The 16444-nt window shown below is 33.8% G+C and carries 10 protein-coding genes; 1 reads left to right on the forward strand and 9 read right to left on the reverse strand.

Annotation, left to right across the window (positions count from 1 at the left end; genetic code table 11):
- The first annotated feature begins 5 nt into the window (after nucleotides 1-5).
- On the forward strand, nucleotides 6-848 hold the full coding sequence (locus tag ACNC7R_RS09255; RefSeq protein ID WP_417940690.1) for a DUF4249 domain-containing protein: 843 nt from the start codon (nucleotides 6-8) through the stop codon (nucleotides 846-848).
- 88 nt (nucleotides 849-936) lie between these two features.
- On the opposite strand, the gene ACNC7R_RS09260 is transcribed toward ACNC7R_RS09255, so the two are convergent.
- The 9 genes from ACNC7R_RS09260 to ACNC7R_RS09300 all read right to left on the reverse strand — a co-directional run bounded on the left by ACNC7R_RS09260 (nucleotide 937) and on the right by ACNC7R_RS09300 (nucleotide 16438).
- A complete protein-coding gene (locus ACNC7R_RS09260) occupies nucleotides 937-2241 on the reverse strand; it encodes an ATP-binding protein (RefSeq protein WP_417940692.1) in 1305 nt (434 codons plus the stop codon).
- A gap of 95 nt (nucleotides 2242-2336) precedes the next feature.
- Complete coding sequence (locus tag ACNC7R_RS09265) at nucleotides 2337-2954, reverse strand: hypothetical protein (protein ID WP_417940694.1); 618 nt, start codon at nucleotides 2952-2954, stop codon at nucleotides 2337-2339.
- Between the two features lie 11 nt (nucleotides 2955-2965).
- Nucleotides 2966-7267: an eCIS core domain-containing protein gene (locus ACNC7R_RS09270; RefSeq protein WP_417940696.1), complete on the reverse strand. Its 4302-nt coding sequence runs from the start codon at nucleotides 7265-7267 to the stop codon at nucleotides 2966-2968.
- Nucleotides 7268-7280: 13 nt separating this feature from the next.
- Nucleotides 7281-8834: an eCIS core domain-containing protein gene (locus ACNC7R_RS09275; RefSeq protein ID WP_417940698.1), complete on the reverse strand. Its 1554-nt coding sequence runs from the start codon at nucleotides 8832-8834 to the stop codon at nucleotides 7281-7283.
- Nucleotides 8835-8912: 78 nt separating this feature from the next.
- Entirely contained in the window at nucleotides 8913-9734 is an 822-nt protein-coding gene (locus ACNC7R_RS09280; protein ID WP_417940700.1) for a DUF6734 family protein, read from the reverse strand.
- Between the two features lie 18 nt (nucleotides 9735-9752).
- Entirely contained in the window at nucleotides 9753-10580 is an 828-nt protein-coding gene (locus ACNC7R_RS09285; RefSeq protein WP_417940701.1) for a DUF6734 family protein, read from the reverse strand.
- Complete coding sequence (locus ACNC7R_RS09290; protein WP_417940703.1) at nucleotides 10577-11155, reverse strand: hypothetical protein; 579 nt, start codon at nucleotides 11153-11155, stop codon at nucleotides 10577-10579. The genes ACNC7R_RS09285 and ACNC7R_RS09290 overlap by 4 nt, the downstream gene beginning before the upstream one ends.
- An 11-nt stretch (nucleotides 11156-11166) precedes the next feature.
- Nucleotides 11167-13020 carry a contractile injection system tape measure protein gene (locus ACNC7R_RS09295; RefSeq protein ID WP_417940705.1) on the reverse strand — a complete coding sequence of 618 codons (1854 nt, stop codon included), beginning with the start codon at nucleotides 13018-13020 and terminating at the stop codon, nucleotides 11167-11169.
- Nucleotides 13004-16438 (reverse strand): hypothetical protein, encoded by a 3435-nt coding sequence (locus ACNC7R_RS09300; RefSeq protein WP_417940707.1) that lies wholly within the window; start codon nucleotides 16436-16438, stop codon nucleotides 13004-13006. Before ACNC7R_RS09300 ends, ACNC7R_RS09295 begins: the two co-directional genes overlap by 17 nt.
- Between the last annotated feature and the right edge of the window lie 6 nt (nucleotides 16439-16444).

Genomic DNA, 16444 nt, shown 5'->3' on the forward strand with positions numbered 1-16444 from the left:
TGAATATGCAAAGGCTTGAAAAATATAATCTTAGAAATAAAGTACTGATCTTATTTAGTGTTCTTTTTGTGCTGTTTTTTTCATCTTGTGAAGATACGGTAACCCTCGATTTAGAAACAGGTGAAACAAAGATAGTGGTAGATGCAGAAATTATCTGGCAAAAAGGGACATCAGGTAATCAACAGACCATAAAGATTAGTAAAACAGCTCCTTATTACAATAATACAACGCCAAAAGTTTCTGGAGCTCAGGTAAGAATTGAAAACAGCAATGGCGATGTTTTTGCATTTAATGAAACAGAACCAGGTACTTATGTGTGTACTGATTTTGTTCCTGTAATCGATATGGATTACACACTTTACGTAACAGCCGAGGGGCAAAGTTTCACAGCAGTAGAGAAACTGACTTCAGTAACACCAATTAACAAAGTAGAGCAAAAAGTTGTTCCTGATTTTGGAGGCGAAGATGTAATTGAACTTACTTTCTATTATCAGGATCCAAAAAATGAGATTAATTATTATCTGACAGATTATCAGGCTGACTTTCTTTTATTTCCGGAATATGAAATAACAGATGATGAATTGTTTAATGGAAATGAAGTAAGAACACGATACTCAGACGAAGATAAAATAAAACCCGGCAAAACAGTTACTATTACACATCGTGGTATTTCCAGAAATTTCTATAACTATATGAAATTAATTTTAGAAATATATGGAGGTAATCCCTTTTCTGTTCCTCCCGGCAATATCAGAGGGAATATTGTAAATACTACTAATACAGATAATTATGCCTTTGGATATTTCAGGCTTTGCGAGGCAGACAAAGTTGCTTACGTGGTAAAATAAAATTAGTTTTTAACTTATTTATACGATGCATCTGCCATTAAAATATTTATTTGGCAGGTGCTTTTTTATAATTTGTTATAACATTTCGTTACATCATTTTTCCTTCTTTTACATACTCTTTTTTTATTCCCTGAAGAAGGTGATCCAGTTTAATATTCTCGTTTTTGTCTTCCAGTGTTCTCAGGCAGGCATATTGGATAATGTTTACAATGTTGGCGCCGGTAATGTCATATTTTTTGGAAAGTTCGTTGAGATTCACGTCTTCAGCAATTTTAATTCCTTTTGGCAGGTTATTTTTCCAAAGCTGTAAACGTTCACTATACGAAGGGACTTCAAATTCAATTACAGATTGAAATCTTCGGGTGAAGGCGGCGTCAATATTCGTTTTAAAATTTGAAGCCAAAATTACTAGTCCCGGATGATTTTCGATTCGCTGCAGCAAATACGAAACTTCCTGATTGGCATATTTGTCGTGTGCGTCACGAACATTGGTTCTTTTTCCAAAAATAGCATCGGCCTCGTCAAAAAACAGAATCCAGTCCTTATCGGCTGCTTTGTCAAAAAGAGAGGAAAGGTTTTTTTCGGTTTCGCCAATGTATTTGGAAATTACCATCGATAAATCAATTCTATAAACATCTCTTTGAGTATATTTTCCTAAAAGTGAGGCCGTAAGCGTTTTTCCGGTTCCCGGTGATCCGTAAAACATAACTCTAAAACCGGGTTTAATTTTGCTTTTCATATTCCATTCATGAAGCAGAATATCGTTGAATTTAAGCCAGGTTTCTATTTCTTTTATCTGATTTAAAGTATTGGAATTTAGAACCAAATCATTCCACTCTAATTGTGTTTCAATTAATTGTGCAGGGAAAATACTGCTCATTTGAGGTTTTAGAATTTTTCCGGTCATGAATTTTTCGATGTATTCATCTTCTAAAATGAGCATACCGCTCAGTTTAGGTTCTCCGGCAGGAACGCTATCTAGTTTAATGATTCCCTTTTGATAAAGAAAAGACTGATTGTGTAAATAATTATAGAAAGCAATCCTTGTGTCGAGATCATTTCCGGCAATTAAAAACTGAGCCGTTTCACCTGTTGGTAAAATCCCGCGGTGGTTTTTTGTTTTTATTCCGCCAAACTCCGGTAATTCGCCACCATTTGGTAAATATTCAGCAATAATCGAACTTAAAAAATCAGGTTTCATGTGCGGAACCAAAGCTAATCCCAAAATGAGAATATCAGTTTTGCTCAGATTATTTTCGATGATAAATTCATCTACAAAATCATTAGAATCAAGCTGATTTAAAACAGGCTTTTCCATCGGATTTTCAACTTGAAAAAGTGCATCAAGCTGAAATATGAATTGGTTTTTTAGGTATGTGAAGATTGTTTCCATTTTTATTTTTTAATTTTCATAAAGTAAATTTTGATCTCACTCTGAATAGAGATCTAGAAAACCTTTTTAGAAATAATATTTTAAGGATAGAGAATTTAGATTTTTCTAAACAACTGATTACAATAAAAATCTATAACTTCTTTGTTTTTTAAATTATTTAGAAAGATTGCTTTTTGCCATCCGTAAAAGAAATAATTTTCAATTCCAACAAACAAATATTCATAGATTCCTACATTAATAGGATTGATTGTTCCAGTTTCAGTAAAATCAATTAAAAATAAATTGTCTGAATCTACATTATCGGTTTTTATTTTATAACATACAGCAAGTTCACCTTCCAAATAATCAAAAGGAATATAATCGGCTAAGTTGTTGTTGTCCATTATTTTATTTGGATCAAGGTAGTCCAGTATCGATTTTTGATTATAAATTTCATTTAAAAAAGACATTATAGCAATATTCACTTCTCCAAAAACCAAATCGATTTCTTTATCTAAATAATTTATTGAATTATTTTTATCTGATAATTGCCATTTGCAATTCATAATTTCTATTCTAGAGTAGAAATCTTTAATTGTTTCTGGAAAGTTTGATGTTACATTATCAGAGATAGAATAGTTTCCATATTTTATATTCGATTTTATTGTTCTGATTTGTGGTTTGTTTAATTCATTTACAAATGAGATGAATTTCTTTATTATTTGTTCATCCATAGTTGTTGATTTTAATAGTTCATAAAAATATAATTGGCAGCTAATATTCTTAAGCGAGGCCCAAATGTTGCTGCAAAAGCGGGTTTCAGACCATTTGTTGTATAGTAATTATCCATATGACTTATCAAATCCTCTATTGAATTTCCAAATGATCGAGAAGGAATTTCTCTTCTAGCTTCGACAATATTTTTAAATACAGTTCCAGATATAGTTCCTCCAGGTAAAGTAACAGCGTCGGAAGTTTCTTTAAGACTTCCAGCTGTGGATTCATTAAATGATGCGATTGATATATTGGTTAACGATGGTACATCTTGGGTGAAAGAACTTCCTTTTGAACTTCCTCTTGTAAAATTACCAGGATTTCCGGTTAGCTCTCCATATTTTACATTAATTTGATAAGGGAAATTTTTTAAATAAGGTCTATGCGGTTGTTCAGCTAAATATGAAACCGTTGCTTCATAAAAATACTGTTTAGCTGGATTTGCTTCGACTTCGTCTTTTGCAAAATTTTCAATTTCCTCTTTCATATTGTTATTGGTTTCAGTGGTACCGCAAACAAGATTCCAAGATAATCCTGGTCCATGTAAATTATGATTTAGTAAATGCGCTCTCTTCCAATGACTAGTCCTGATTGCAACATTATTTCCATTAGCAATCAATATATCATCCCATCCTACAGGATCTTCTTGAGGAGTAGAGCCAGCAGTATTTCCCGGAATTGAAGTTAAAGGTTCTGCAATAACAGATTTTGGTCTACCGGCATCTAAAGTATGAACTACTCTTGTTTGAATATTATTGGAACCACCAGAACTGATCTCAGCAATAATTAATTCTCCAATAATTTCAGTCATTTTCTGATCGATCATTCTCTGTAAGTCATTTGGCTGTCTGCTGCTGCTATTGTCTAGATTAGCGTTATATTGAGCAACTAAAGCAAGAACTTCAGCTCGTTTTGTTGTAATTCTATTTAAAGCCTCCAATTTCGGTTGGTTCTCGGTTACTTTCGCAGGAGTTGTTGTATTTTCTTGTTGGATTTCTGCTCTTCTGTCAATGACTAATTGCTCAATAGTTTTAGGAGTAGAAGCTACCATTAAAACACCATTTGTACTTCCGGGCTGAAAGTATAAGTTATGACTTTCACCATCTCTTGTGCTAAAAGGTTTTCTCAATCCTAACCATCCTAAAATAGCGTCTCTTACGCTAGTACCCATTGCCATCACCCTGTCTAACAATGCCATTCCTGTATCGACAGCTTTATTCACTAACCAAGTTAATGCTTCATCAACCATTTGACGAACAGCAATCAGCATTTCGCCAATTCTTGCTCCAATACCTGTTAAACCGACTTGATTGGCCAAGAAACCTATCACGACTGGCATAGCTTGTCCCATGGTTCTTTCTAGATAATCTGCGGCTGTGGCGACATTGCCTCGAGCTAAGTCGGCTACACCATTGACAAACGAATTGACTACTTCGAGCATTTCGCGCAAGTATTTGATAAAACTTTGAATTGCATTAAAGAACGCCATAGCACCGTTTATCACAGCCATGATTCCGGTTGGGTCTAACATGCTTAAAAGTCTAGCTGTAATTCTATTGACAATACGCTCCATCACAAAGTTTTTCACGGCATCGAGAACGGTATTCCATAAATTACTAAGCTGTTCTTGTATTTTGTCCCAAATAGCTGCCATACCACGTTCCTGAACATCTTTGATGAATGTCCAGATACCTTCGAGCGTATTAATCATGCTACGAATTCTAGCTACTCTTGCAGGACCAATGCGCGGATGTGCGGCTAGTTTTTCCCAAATTCTTTCCATGGAGATATTCAGCACTTCCATAATCCAGGTAATAACACCGCGTAGAGAGAAATCAGTTAGGACTGGAATATTAGCATCTTTTAGTTCGCTCATTAGCCATCCCGTTACACCATTGATTAGGTGGGTAACAATATTGTCAAAGAATTGTACAAATCCTTGTTTAAGTGCTCGGAGTATATTTTTTAAGAAACCAATTGGGTCTTTCTTAATGTCATCAATAGCTTCTAAAGCTCTCGTAATGATATTTCCGATGAGATCAAATGGGAAATTCATGATTTCAAGAATGGCCATAATAACGATTCTAACAATTTCTGCCACAAAAGCAATTAATCGGCCAATAGGTTCTCCAAATTTCTCGATGATTCTCATGAAGGCATCTATTGGATGAATAAGGTCATCAATAGACATAGAATCCCAAATATCGGTAAAGAGCTGTATAATAGATTGTGGCGTCATGTTGAGCGTCTCTACTGCCGCTTCAATTTCGCCTGCAATTCTGGCTATTGCGCCAGACTCTACCATTTGTGCATATTGTTCTTCTCCGCCATCCATAAGGCTCATAAAACCTCTTATCATATTTGGAACTGTACGAGGTAGGACTTCTTGTGTAAAAGGATCTTTTCCGATAATCACTTTCACAAGTGAATACCCTCTTACGGTAGCGGCCTGAGCGGAAAGCCATCCTAATAGTGACTCCTTAACAAGTTCTAATACTTTTAGCGCCACGCCCGAAGCAAAATCCCAAACTCTTTGCAGGAAGTCTCCAGCTTGAGTGGCAAGCGCAGAGAGATTATCTGCAATATTGACCAAATTGGATGGTTGAATAGCATCCCAAGCTGCGGTGATAAGTCCGCGAAGTTCGCCAAGTAAGGAGTTGAAAGTTCCAACCTGAGTATCAAGCCAATCGGCAGTTTTTTGCAGCGTGCCTTTTTCGCGCATTTGCTCAAGTTCAGTCTGCTTGTCTATCAGTATTAAGAAATCTTCTAATATTTCTACAGTTGTTGCTGTAACTTCTTCATCTCGAAGCGGATCGTATTTGATTATTTTTTTGATTAATGACCAGGCTTTGTTTTCGGCTAAAATAGGTTCAGCCACATCAATGAGGGCTTCTTTGATCCAGGTAATTACCTGATCTACCGTTGCGCTTACGAAAGAAGTGATTCTGTTAACTACTTCATTAAATTTTTCAGTAACTAAATCGATTATGCCTGTGTAAGGAAATGAGATTTCGTCCCAAACTTCTTCAACCAAATCTAAGATGCTGTCGACCGTTAATCCGAGTTCGCTCAATTTTCCTTCTACCCAGTCAAAAACCTGTTGTAAAATTCCGTATTCCTGAAGTTTATCGAAAATTGCGGTTCCAAAAGGAATAAGTCCCATTAAACCTTCAACCAGATTAATTGGAGTTCGTTCTACATCAATTTGACGTAACGGGTCATAACCGATTATAACGGTAAATAAAGTGTAACCTGGAATATGCCTTGCCTCATCTATAATCCAGTCAGGAACTAAATCGAGGAATGAACCTTGAATCATTTCTGGAGCAGGGGAGATGGGGTCTGGTTTTTTTCTAATTGCCGCTCCCTGCTGTACGGTATGCGTTAATTCGTGGGCGAGTAAATGCTTGCCTTCTTTCGAATTTGGATTGTATTTTCCTTCGTTAAAATAAATATTATTTCCGGTAGCAAAAGCCTGAGCACCCAATTGCTTATTCATTTGAACAGCAGTTGAATTGTTGTGTATACGCACATTACTGAAATCGGCTCCAATACCAGATTCCATTTCGGTTTTTATTTTTCCAGATAGAGGAGAACCTCCGCTTTTACTGCTGTTTAGCTTGGATTCTATATTAGAATTATCGCTAGGATTGGCATCGCCAGCAGCGCTTTTTTGCAGTTGTTTTTCTTCGTCTGAGGTTTGTTTTTCTTCTTCTTTTTTCTGCTGTACATTTTCCTCTTCTGCTTTATTTTGAATTAAAGGTTTGATGGGCAGCTTACTTTTTGGAGCAGTTTCTGGTTTTTTGACTTCTGTCTTATTCTGAATTGGCTCTTCTTTTTTCTGAGTTTTATCTTCTAACTTATGCTGAATTAACCTTTTTGATCTGGAAAAAGCCGGATTGGCTTCTCGTTTTTCAGTAATTCTAGAATCAAGTTTATTTTGGATTAAATCGGTTTTGAGTTGTACAACAGGTGTTATGGTTTGAGCTGCGGTTTTTTGTTGCGCTTCTTTATTTTTTTCTTCTTGCTTTTGAACATTACGCGCCAGTTTCTTTTGTACTACCGGCGATGGCGAAAAGAATGAGTCTGCTTTTGGCGTTTGTTTATTGGCCACCACGTGGTCTGCGACTCTATCGGCTTCTACTTCAAATTTATCGTTAGATTTTCCGATATTCAATTTTGCCTGAACACCAAAAAAATCCGTTCCCTTGCTTGCATTAACAGAAGAAGGGGCAGAAGGATTTGATTTTGATATTTGTTTGAATGCTGGCATTTAATTAAATTTATTAATGACGTTTTATGCTTCCGCTTACTGTAAATGAATCGCCCATTCCTTTACATTCCTCCGGCATGGTGAAAAATAATTTATGAATGTCTTTATGATTTTTCATTGTAAATGTTTCTTCAAAATGTCCTTTTCCGTTGTTGTCAATTTTTATTATTCTTTTTGTTCTTCCAACATGATCTATGCTAATTTCTAAAGTAGAACAATGATGAAATTCAACTATTTGTGCGACAGCATCAATGGTAATGGTAACATTTGGACATTTTGCGGTACTAAAAAATCCGGCACTTGTTTCACTCTGAAATGGCCCTTTTTTGAAATTAACCGTACTCTCGCAGCCGCCTGTTTTTTTTCCGCCTTTTTGTTCCATAACAACATTATCCAATGTCCCCATGGTTTCCGGACCCACAATACCTTCCTGACCATTCAATTCATTATCGATTTGAAAGCCGAGTACAGCATTTCGGGTTTCATTTCCAAAATCACCATCTGCTCCAAATTTTGGTAGTGAATTACTATTCCATAGCAATAAACCTTTTTGTATTTCTGAAACATATCCTCCTTTATGTCCGGTTGAAATGAGCATTTCATTATCATTTGCTTTTTCAAGAGGAGGATTGCCTTTGAATTGCGGATTTGAAGGATTTTGAAGATTTTCAGGATGGTCTTCCATAGATTTTTGCACCATTCCTGTCTGCTGAACGGTGTGTGTTAATTCATGTGCCAATAAATGTTTTCCTTCTTTTGAACCTGGATTGTATTTTCCTTCGTTAAAATAAACATCATTGCCATTGGTAAAAGCTTGTGCGCCTAATTCCTGACTCATTTGCACGGCGCGTGAGTCGGTATGAATTTTTACATTACTGAAATCGGCACCAAAACCAGATTCCATTTCGTGTTTTGTATTTTTGTCTAAACTATTTCCGTTTCCTTTTGAGCTGTTGAGTTTTCCCTCTAATTCATTATTTTGGATTTCAGTTTCTGAATTTTGAGTTTTTTTCTGAACAGGCTTTTCTTCTTCTTTAGTTCCTTTCTTCTGAACCTTGTCTTCTTTTTCACAATCAGCACATTTTTTTTGCACTTTCTTGTCTTCCTCTTTTTCGCCTTTTTTCTGTACTTTTTTGCCTTCTTCCTTATCGGATTTCTTTTGTACTTTTTTATCCTCTTCTTTTTCGCCCTTTTTTTGCACTTTCTTGTCTTCCTCTTTTTCGCCTTTCTTCTGAACTTTTTTATCTTCTTCCTTGTCAGATTTCTTTTGTACTTTTTTATCCTCTTCTTTTTCTCCCTTTTTTTGCAGAGGCTGTTCTTGTGCCAGATCTTGTTTTTGAACTGTTGATATGGTTTCTGAAATAGGTTTTTGCTGAACGCCTCCTTCTTTTTTGGATTGCAATAAACCTCCAGTTTTGCGTTTGTTCACTACTTTATCGGCTACATTGTCGGCTTCTACTTCGTATTTGTCTCCTACAGCGCCTGTAGTTAGTTTCTTTTGAATTTTTGGTCCAAAAAAAGTAGAAGGGGAGTGATTGGCTATTTTCTTTTGTTCAAACTCTCTCATGATTATTATTTTATCATTTTGAAATACTAATTTGTTTCTCTAAACAAACTGCAGATTATTCGCGATAACACCTTCTTTCTATAATGCATTTTTTATTTGCTTATACCAATACGGAAATATTTTAGAGAGTCGAAGTTCAATTTCGTCAACAACATATTTGTCATATTTTTTCATTCCAAAAAAATGAGAATACCCAATACTATCGGCATGTTTTCCTTGTTCGGTTATATTGTCACCTTTCAAAAGCATTGTCGGAGTATTGTTTTTATAATTTAACAGCGATGCAAGTGTATATTGTTCTATTAAAATGCAGGTTTCATAACCTTCTTGTTTTAATGAAGTAAAGCCTTCTTGGTTTTCGATATATATTTTCTCCAAGTCGTAATAGCTTTTTATAAATTCGTCACGGAGCTTGATATCGTTAAAACCAAATATCCCGCAATTATAAGAATAGCCTAAATGTGTGTGCCAGTAAGATAGGTTTTTGGTGTATTTATTAAAAAATTCTACCTGTTTCCTGTAATGAATTTCATAAGTATCTTCTTTTCGTTCTACGATTACATCGTCGAAAATAAAATCTATTTTTTTCTTAATAAATATGTCAGTGTCTATATGAACAAATGGTTTTGTCTGCAGTTCCATCGCCTTAATTTTAGATTTCATCCAAAGCTCTATTCTGTTGTCATTATTGACTTTAGTAACGGCACAAGGAAGCATGTACAGGAATTTAAAGCCTGTTTCATCTACATAAAGTTCAATTTCATCGTACCACATATGGCTGTATAATATACTTAGAGCCGTCATGTAGATCGTTTCCTTTAATTTGTCTCCCATATTCCATCTGTTGTTTATTATCGGGAGGACATCAAGGCTATAAATTATCTTGTGTTTTTGTTTCATATATTGATATTTATAGTTTTAAACGATACCTTCTTTCTCTAAAGCACTTTTTACTTCTTTGTACCAATACGGAAACACTTTAATAAGCCTGTCTTCTATTTCCTGAACAATATCCATTCTATATTTTTTTTGACCGGCAATGTGTGTGTAACCAATTTTATCTGCCAGCTGACTGTTTTCGAACAAGTTTTTTTTCCAGAGCAATAATGTTGGTTTAATATTTTTATGATGTAATAATGCAGCCAGATTATATTGTTCTAAAACGATACAAGGTTCTATCCGTGCTATTTCCGGATTATTATATTTTATAAAAATTTTTTCTAAATCATAATACACTTTTAAAAACTCATCCCGAAGTTTAAAATCTCTAAAACCCAATACTCCACAGTTAAAAGCATATCCTAAATCGGGTTTCCAATAGTCTAAATCCTGAGTGTATTGATTAAAAAAATCTAAACGATATTGGTACATGCCATATAATTCGTAATCATTTTGTTCAACGATTACCTTATCAAAATCAAAATGTATTTTTTTCTTTATAAAAACATCATTGTCAAGATGAATAAACGGTTTGGTTTGTTTTTCCATAACATCAATTTTCGATTTCATCCAAATCACGGCATCTTTATTACTGCTGATTTTAGTAACTCTGCAGGGAAGCATATAAAGAAACTTATAGGCAGTTTCATCAGCATAAAGTTCGATATCCTGATACCATAAATGGCTGTACAGTATACTTAAAGCAGTCGAATAAATCGTTTCTTTAAATTTATTGCCTTCATTCCATCGATTATTACTAATGGGATATGCATCTAAGCTGTAAATTATTCTAGGCTCTCCCTTCATAAAATATTTTTTTTAATAGTATGAATTAAGTTTTTTTCTTCAAGGAAAGTTACATTGTTGTATAAAGAAGCTTTTCGACTGTGTTTATACAATCGTCTCCATTGATAATCGATACCTTTTGCAGCTGATGTATTGAGATGTATTTCGTTATTATGATTTTTTTTACTTTCTTCAAATGAGGTATGCCATACCATTTTACCCAACAAAGGCGATTGTATAAAGGCTGAATGAGAAAAATCTCTTGGAAAGGTGTCTATATTAATTGCATTTTCACTAATTCTGAATATATGTACTAATGCTTCGCCGTTTTTTGTTTTATAGAATTTTGACCTATATCTCTTGGTTTCCAATTTGTTCATCATGGGCTGTAAATCCTGTTCGTTTTCAAAAAGCAGATCTATATCATTAATTGTAATGTCATAATATTGGCGAAGATTGAGATAGTCTGCAATACCTCCGCAAAAAACGACTTTAGACAAGTTTACATTATTGAATAAAAATTCTAAAGCCATTTGCTGAAGACTGCGAATATTTTTTCTATCGTATTCTAAAAAAGAGGCATTTTCAATATTCATACTTTTAATTTTTACCAGTTTACATATATGATTCGTTTTTTCCAGGCCAATTTTACGATGCTTAAATTCCAGCTTAATTTATCTAATAAAATATCTTGTGTTTTTCGTTCTATAAGTATTACAGGGCTTTCGTCTCCATTAACATTTAGTTTTCCGGGACGCTGCAAAAATTCGTTTTGAAGCAATTCTGCCGATGATGTTTTCATTATATCCCAATTACTCAATACGGCTTGAAGCATTGCAGTCGCTTCTTTTTTCATTTCTTCAGAGAGTACAATGTTTCTTTCAATTGGCTGTGCGATTGGAATATTGCATAAGAATTTTTCGAAAGCCATAGTGTTTTCATAATCCTGTTCCTGCCCGGTGGCTATATAATGCAAAAGATGTGCGGCAACTTCTGGATTATTTATAGTGTTGTCGTCTTTATTGAGCAGTTTGCAATTTTCAAAAAGAAATTTCATAAACGGATGAATCAATACTAAACCTGCATTTTGAACATATAAATCGTTGACATTTGTATCTATGTAAATATTGGCATCCGTTACGTTTTCTTCTATATCTAGTATAACTTCTTCGGTATTTTCTTTTTCTTCTTTTTCAATAGAAAAATCTTTTTTATCCAATACTTTTTCTTGAGTATTGAGTGTTTTTTCTATTGAATTATTTGATACTGATTCGTTGTTTTCAGTGTCGTTTTCAGTTTGTATATCTTTGTTTTTTAACGAAACCAAATCTGAACTGGAAACTTCCTTTTCATTATTTTTCTGAATTCTTTCTGTTTTTATTTCGGTTTTATTTTCAGTTCCTTTTTCAGTTTCCGTTTTTCCTTTTGTCTTAGTTTTTATTTCAGTTTCTGGTTTTGTCTTTGACTTTGTCTCAGTTTCAGTTTTTACTGATTCTTGTATTTTTGAAACTGTTTGTGTTTTCGTTTCTTTTTCTTTTAAAATAATTGACTGTTGTATTTTGTTTTCGATAATCGAAACAACAGCATCAAGATTAGCCAGTAATTCGAGTTCGTTTTGGTTTGTTATCTGATTTTGAATTTCACTTAGAAAAAGTTTTTTGTGTTCTAAAAAGATTTGTTTTTTATGAAATTCAAATACACTGCAAATCAATTTAGAAAGCTTTTGTTTTACGATTGCATTACTTGTTTCTAAAAGAATTAAAACAACCATTTCCCATATTAAAAATCTTTGATTGGCAATCAATTGATTTTTTGAAATAGACATTTCAATGTATTTCTTTATCGTTTCAATCCTGATTATTTTGGCACTGCTTTCGACATTGTTTTGTTTTAGCAATATTCCTTTTTTAATAATGGTTACAATTTGGCTGTCGCTAAATTGTTTGATAAATCTTGTTCTTACAATTGGTTTTTGAACTGCATTTTTCCATTTTAAAGAAAAGGTTTCATCATTTAGGATTTCATTAAATGCATTATCATCTACTATTTTAAAATCCTGATTTAAGGTTGTCCACCAGATATTTGTGCCTGTTTCTAGGAAATGAAAAAAGCTTCCTATTTCCTTTTCCTGAGCATTAATTAGTTTATATCCTTCTGTGTTTTTATCTTCTTTTTCAAAAACTTCTTCAACTTGTTTAGTCACTTTTTTCAGAATTTGATCTTTGATATTTTCGAAATCCAAATTTTGATTTATAGCAATATCAATGTCGAGTTTGTCTAATTGTATGCTGTGTGAAGGTTTTTTTGAAGCGATTTCATTAAAATAATTTTCTAAAAAAGAGAATATTTCCTTTTGCAAAAACGCATCAATATGATCCTTGAGATAATATCCTTTCTCTTTAGAATTGGTATTTATCTCAAGGAAAACTTTATTGATAATATGTTTATTTAAGTTTTGCATTAGCTGTAAGAGCTTCTATTTGTATGTTTAAAGAAGATATGATAAAATCGATTTTCGGAAATACCTTCAACATGCTAGTCAAAAACGCTTTCAATGTTCCATCCTTATCGCTATTGAATTTTATTTCGATAAAACTTGTAAATAAATTATTGAAACGTAATTCCACTGGAACAATCTGTTTTTCTGATGCTTTCAAAGTTTCTGTATCTTGACATCTCAAAATCGTATAAAACAATGAAGTGTTTAGCGATATAAGTGTTTGTACCGTGGCAATCAGTTCTGGATTTTGTAGTTTAATAGCGGCGCTAACAACGGTCGATATTAAATTGAAATGTTCCTGCGGGAATAATTCAGATAATTTTTCATTTAAATTATTGCCATTGATGTAACTTTCAAGATCTTTTTGAACTATACCCAGTTTATTTTCAGTTTCAGAAATCAAGAGTTTGGTTTCTCTATTGAATTTATTTGAAACAGAAATTTCTTTTAAACTGGTAATCGTTTCAATGGCATTTTTTATAAATAAATCAGCATTGTTAAGACAAATATTTTCTTCAGCGGGTTTTCTAATTTCTATTACTTTCGGCCCATCGGTTACAGAACCGCATTTTCCTTCTGCCATTAATGAAACAGAAATAGAAGGATCTTTAAATGAAGAAACTGGTCTTGTTAAGGATTCTTTTTTATCTGTTTTTACTATTTCTCCATTAATATCCCAGACATAAGTTGCCGCATTTACCGAGTTGTTATTTAAAGTCAACATTCCGGTTGGATCTATAACAAAATTGAAACTGGCAGTAGGCAGATCCAAAAGTGTAATGGTCAGATTGGACGGTTTATCGTCTATAAAAATGGTTACAGTTTGAACATCCTTAGATACCTCACCCGGAACAAACATATATTTTTCTCCGAATGTAATCTGAACTCCTTCTCCTAAAATTTGTACCCCTTTTACATTAGGTTCCAGAGTAAGCTCTACTGGTTTATCGTTTCGGCAAAAAGATATTTTGTTTACTAATTTGCCATCTACGAGCACTTTTGGATCTTCAATTTCAAAACTCACAGGATGTGTGATTTGGAAACCGCAATTTCCGTTGTCTGCACTAACAGTGACATCAAATGTAAATTTCTTTTGCGATTCGCTATTATACTTGTAGATGTGTTTTATTTCGGTTTTGTCTGTTACAAGATCGGTTTTATCTCCAAAATCCCAGGTATATTTATTGCCTTCGATATTTTCTCCGGTTATGGTAAAAGTCACTTCAGTTTCGTTAACTCCTGATGGTTTTGGAGGAACTACAGTAAAATCGAATTTTGGTTTTTCAAAAATGGTTATCTTACAATCCGTATCAAAATTATTAACTGTAAAGGTTATAGGCTGACCAATCAATTCTTTGCTTACTAAATTTGGATCAAAAACAAGCGCTCCAAATTCATTTACTTTTATTCCTCCGTTTTGATCAGGTCTAACATTCGCTCTTACAAAACCTCCGGATGGAGTTACTTTAAAAGGCAGAGGAGGTGTTTTACTGTCAAAGCAAATTTTATCTACTGGTAAAGTAAGTCCAATGTTGTTTTCATCACAACATAAATAGGGTATCGAAAAATCAGCCACTACGGGATTCAAAATAGGGATGCCTTCTGTAAATTTTTCAAAATCACCAGTTAAAGATGGCTTACGGGTGTTGTAATAGTAATAATAAGGTACTTTTTCTTCCAGATATATCATTATGAAAGTACCTCCGGGAACTACACCTGATTTATGCTCGTAACCGTGATTTTTGTTGAGGTAATACTCGGTGAATTTCTGGATGGTTTTATCTAATTCATTTGCATTTACAGCCAGAATCATGATATTAAATCCGAGTCCGTTTTCTAATCTAATTTGCTGAATCGCTTTTAGTGCTTCTTTGTAGTTGCGTCCCTGATGACCTTCAATTCTATAAAAATCACTGTCAAGGTGTATTTCGAGCGGGTATTTAGTATTCAATAAATCATCATGGTAACTAACATTGTTTTTTTCTAATCCTAAAATAGTTTTATCAAAATCCCAGGCTTTAATAAGCGAATCGTTTACATCATTGTAAAAAGGAATGGCTTTTTTGCCCAATTTACCCAATTGTAAAGAAGGTGTAATTTTTATAAAATCATAAGCAGGATTGTAGTTTTCTAATAATTGTGCGCTTCGCAGAATAAGACTGTACATTCTTTGTATGGCGGTGCTTTCTCCATAACATATTTGTATTTCATCTTTTACGTCTTTTTCTTCTGAATTTTTATCATCTGCAAGACAATCATTACAAGTGCTGCCGTTTCCTTCTGTAAGCAGAGGCGATTTGTAAAAATCATGACGGAATTCAAAACAAGGTTCTGTTTTTATTAGTTCGCCCAGCATTAAGTGTTTTGGAAAAGCATTAATATTTGGATGACAATACGTATCGTCTATGCTAAGCAGAAGTGCTTTGGTTTCGTTGTAAGTATCAACAAGATCGTTAAGCAGATCATATCGATATTGAAAATCTGCCGGAAGCAGCGGGTCTCCTTCAAAATTAAATAATTCGTCTATATTTTTTAGAATCGATTCTAAAACAACTGGCATGTTTAAACCTGTCAGCAGCTGGCTGTAACCTTCCTGCAAAATTTTAACAACATTGTTTTTGAAAATTCCTTTGGTAAAAGTTTGTTTTAATACTTCCAGATGAGCAAAATCTTCTTTTTTTAGTACAATTCTGTTTGATTTTAGGTCTGGTAATGTATGATACAAATTGACATAATTGGTTTTGCCAATCATGCTGTCATGACTCATTATTTGTGCGGCAACGTCCTTGCTTACAATTAAAACTTTATAATTGCCAACAATTTCCAATCCCTGATTATCACACGAAAGACTTACACAGAGATCAGATTCTTTTTCATAAGACTCCAGATACAAAAAAATTACGGCTTCTTTAAACTCAAATTTTGTATTTGCCGAAAATTCTGTTAAAGCAAAATAAGGGTCTTTTTCTTTTTTTTGCTGTTCTTCTGTCAAGAGTTCAAAAAGAGGCAGTTGTTTGTTTGATCCATCATAAAAAAAAGGTTTATAAGCCGCTTTTGTATTATCGTAGACTTTGCAGTGCGTATAGGTTTTGGAGTCAAAATTGATTTTTTTGTTTCCTAATACATCTGCCTGATATATTTTAAAAAGATCACCATCAGTAGTTATACCAGTTCCCTGCGTTATTGAAATGTTTTTTTGAGACTCATTATAAGCGGGATAAAGTCCGCAAACTATACCAACACCGCTCAGGTAAATGCGGGACAGGCGGTCCTGGTCGTCAAAAAAATCTACAACCTCGTTAAGGTTTCCTTCTGTAAGTACCTGATTCTTTGTGAATCTTCGGTATTGTGTTGTTATTGTTGAAAGTTTAGCTGACATTGGAAT

The organism is Flavobacterium adiutor (assembly GCF_048282555.1).
Classification (GTDB): Bacteria; Bacteroidota; Bacteroidia; order Flavobacteriales; family Flavobacteriaceae; genus Flavobacterium.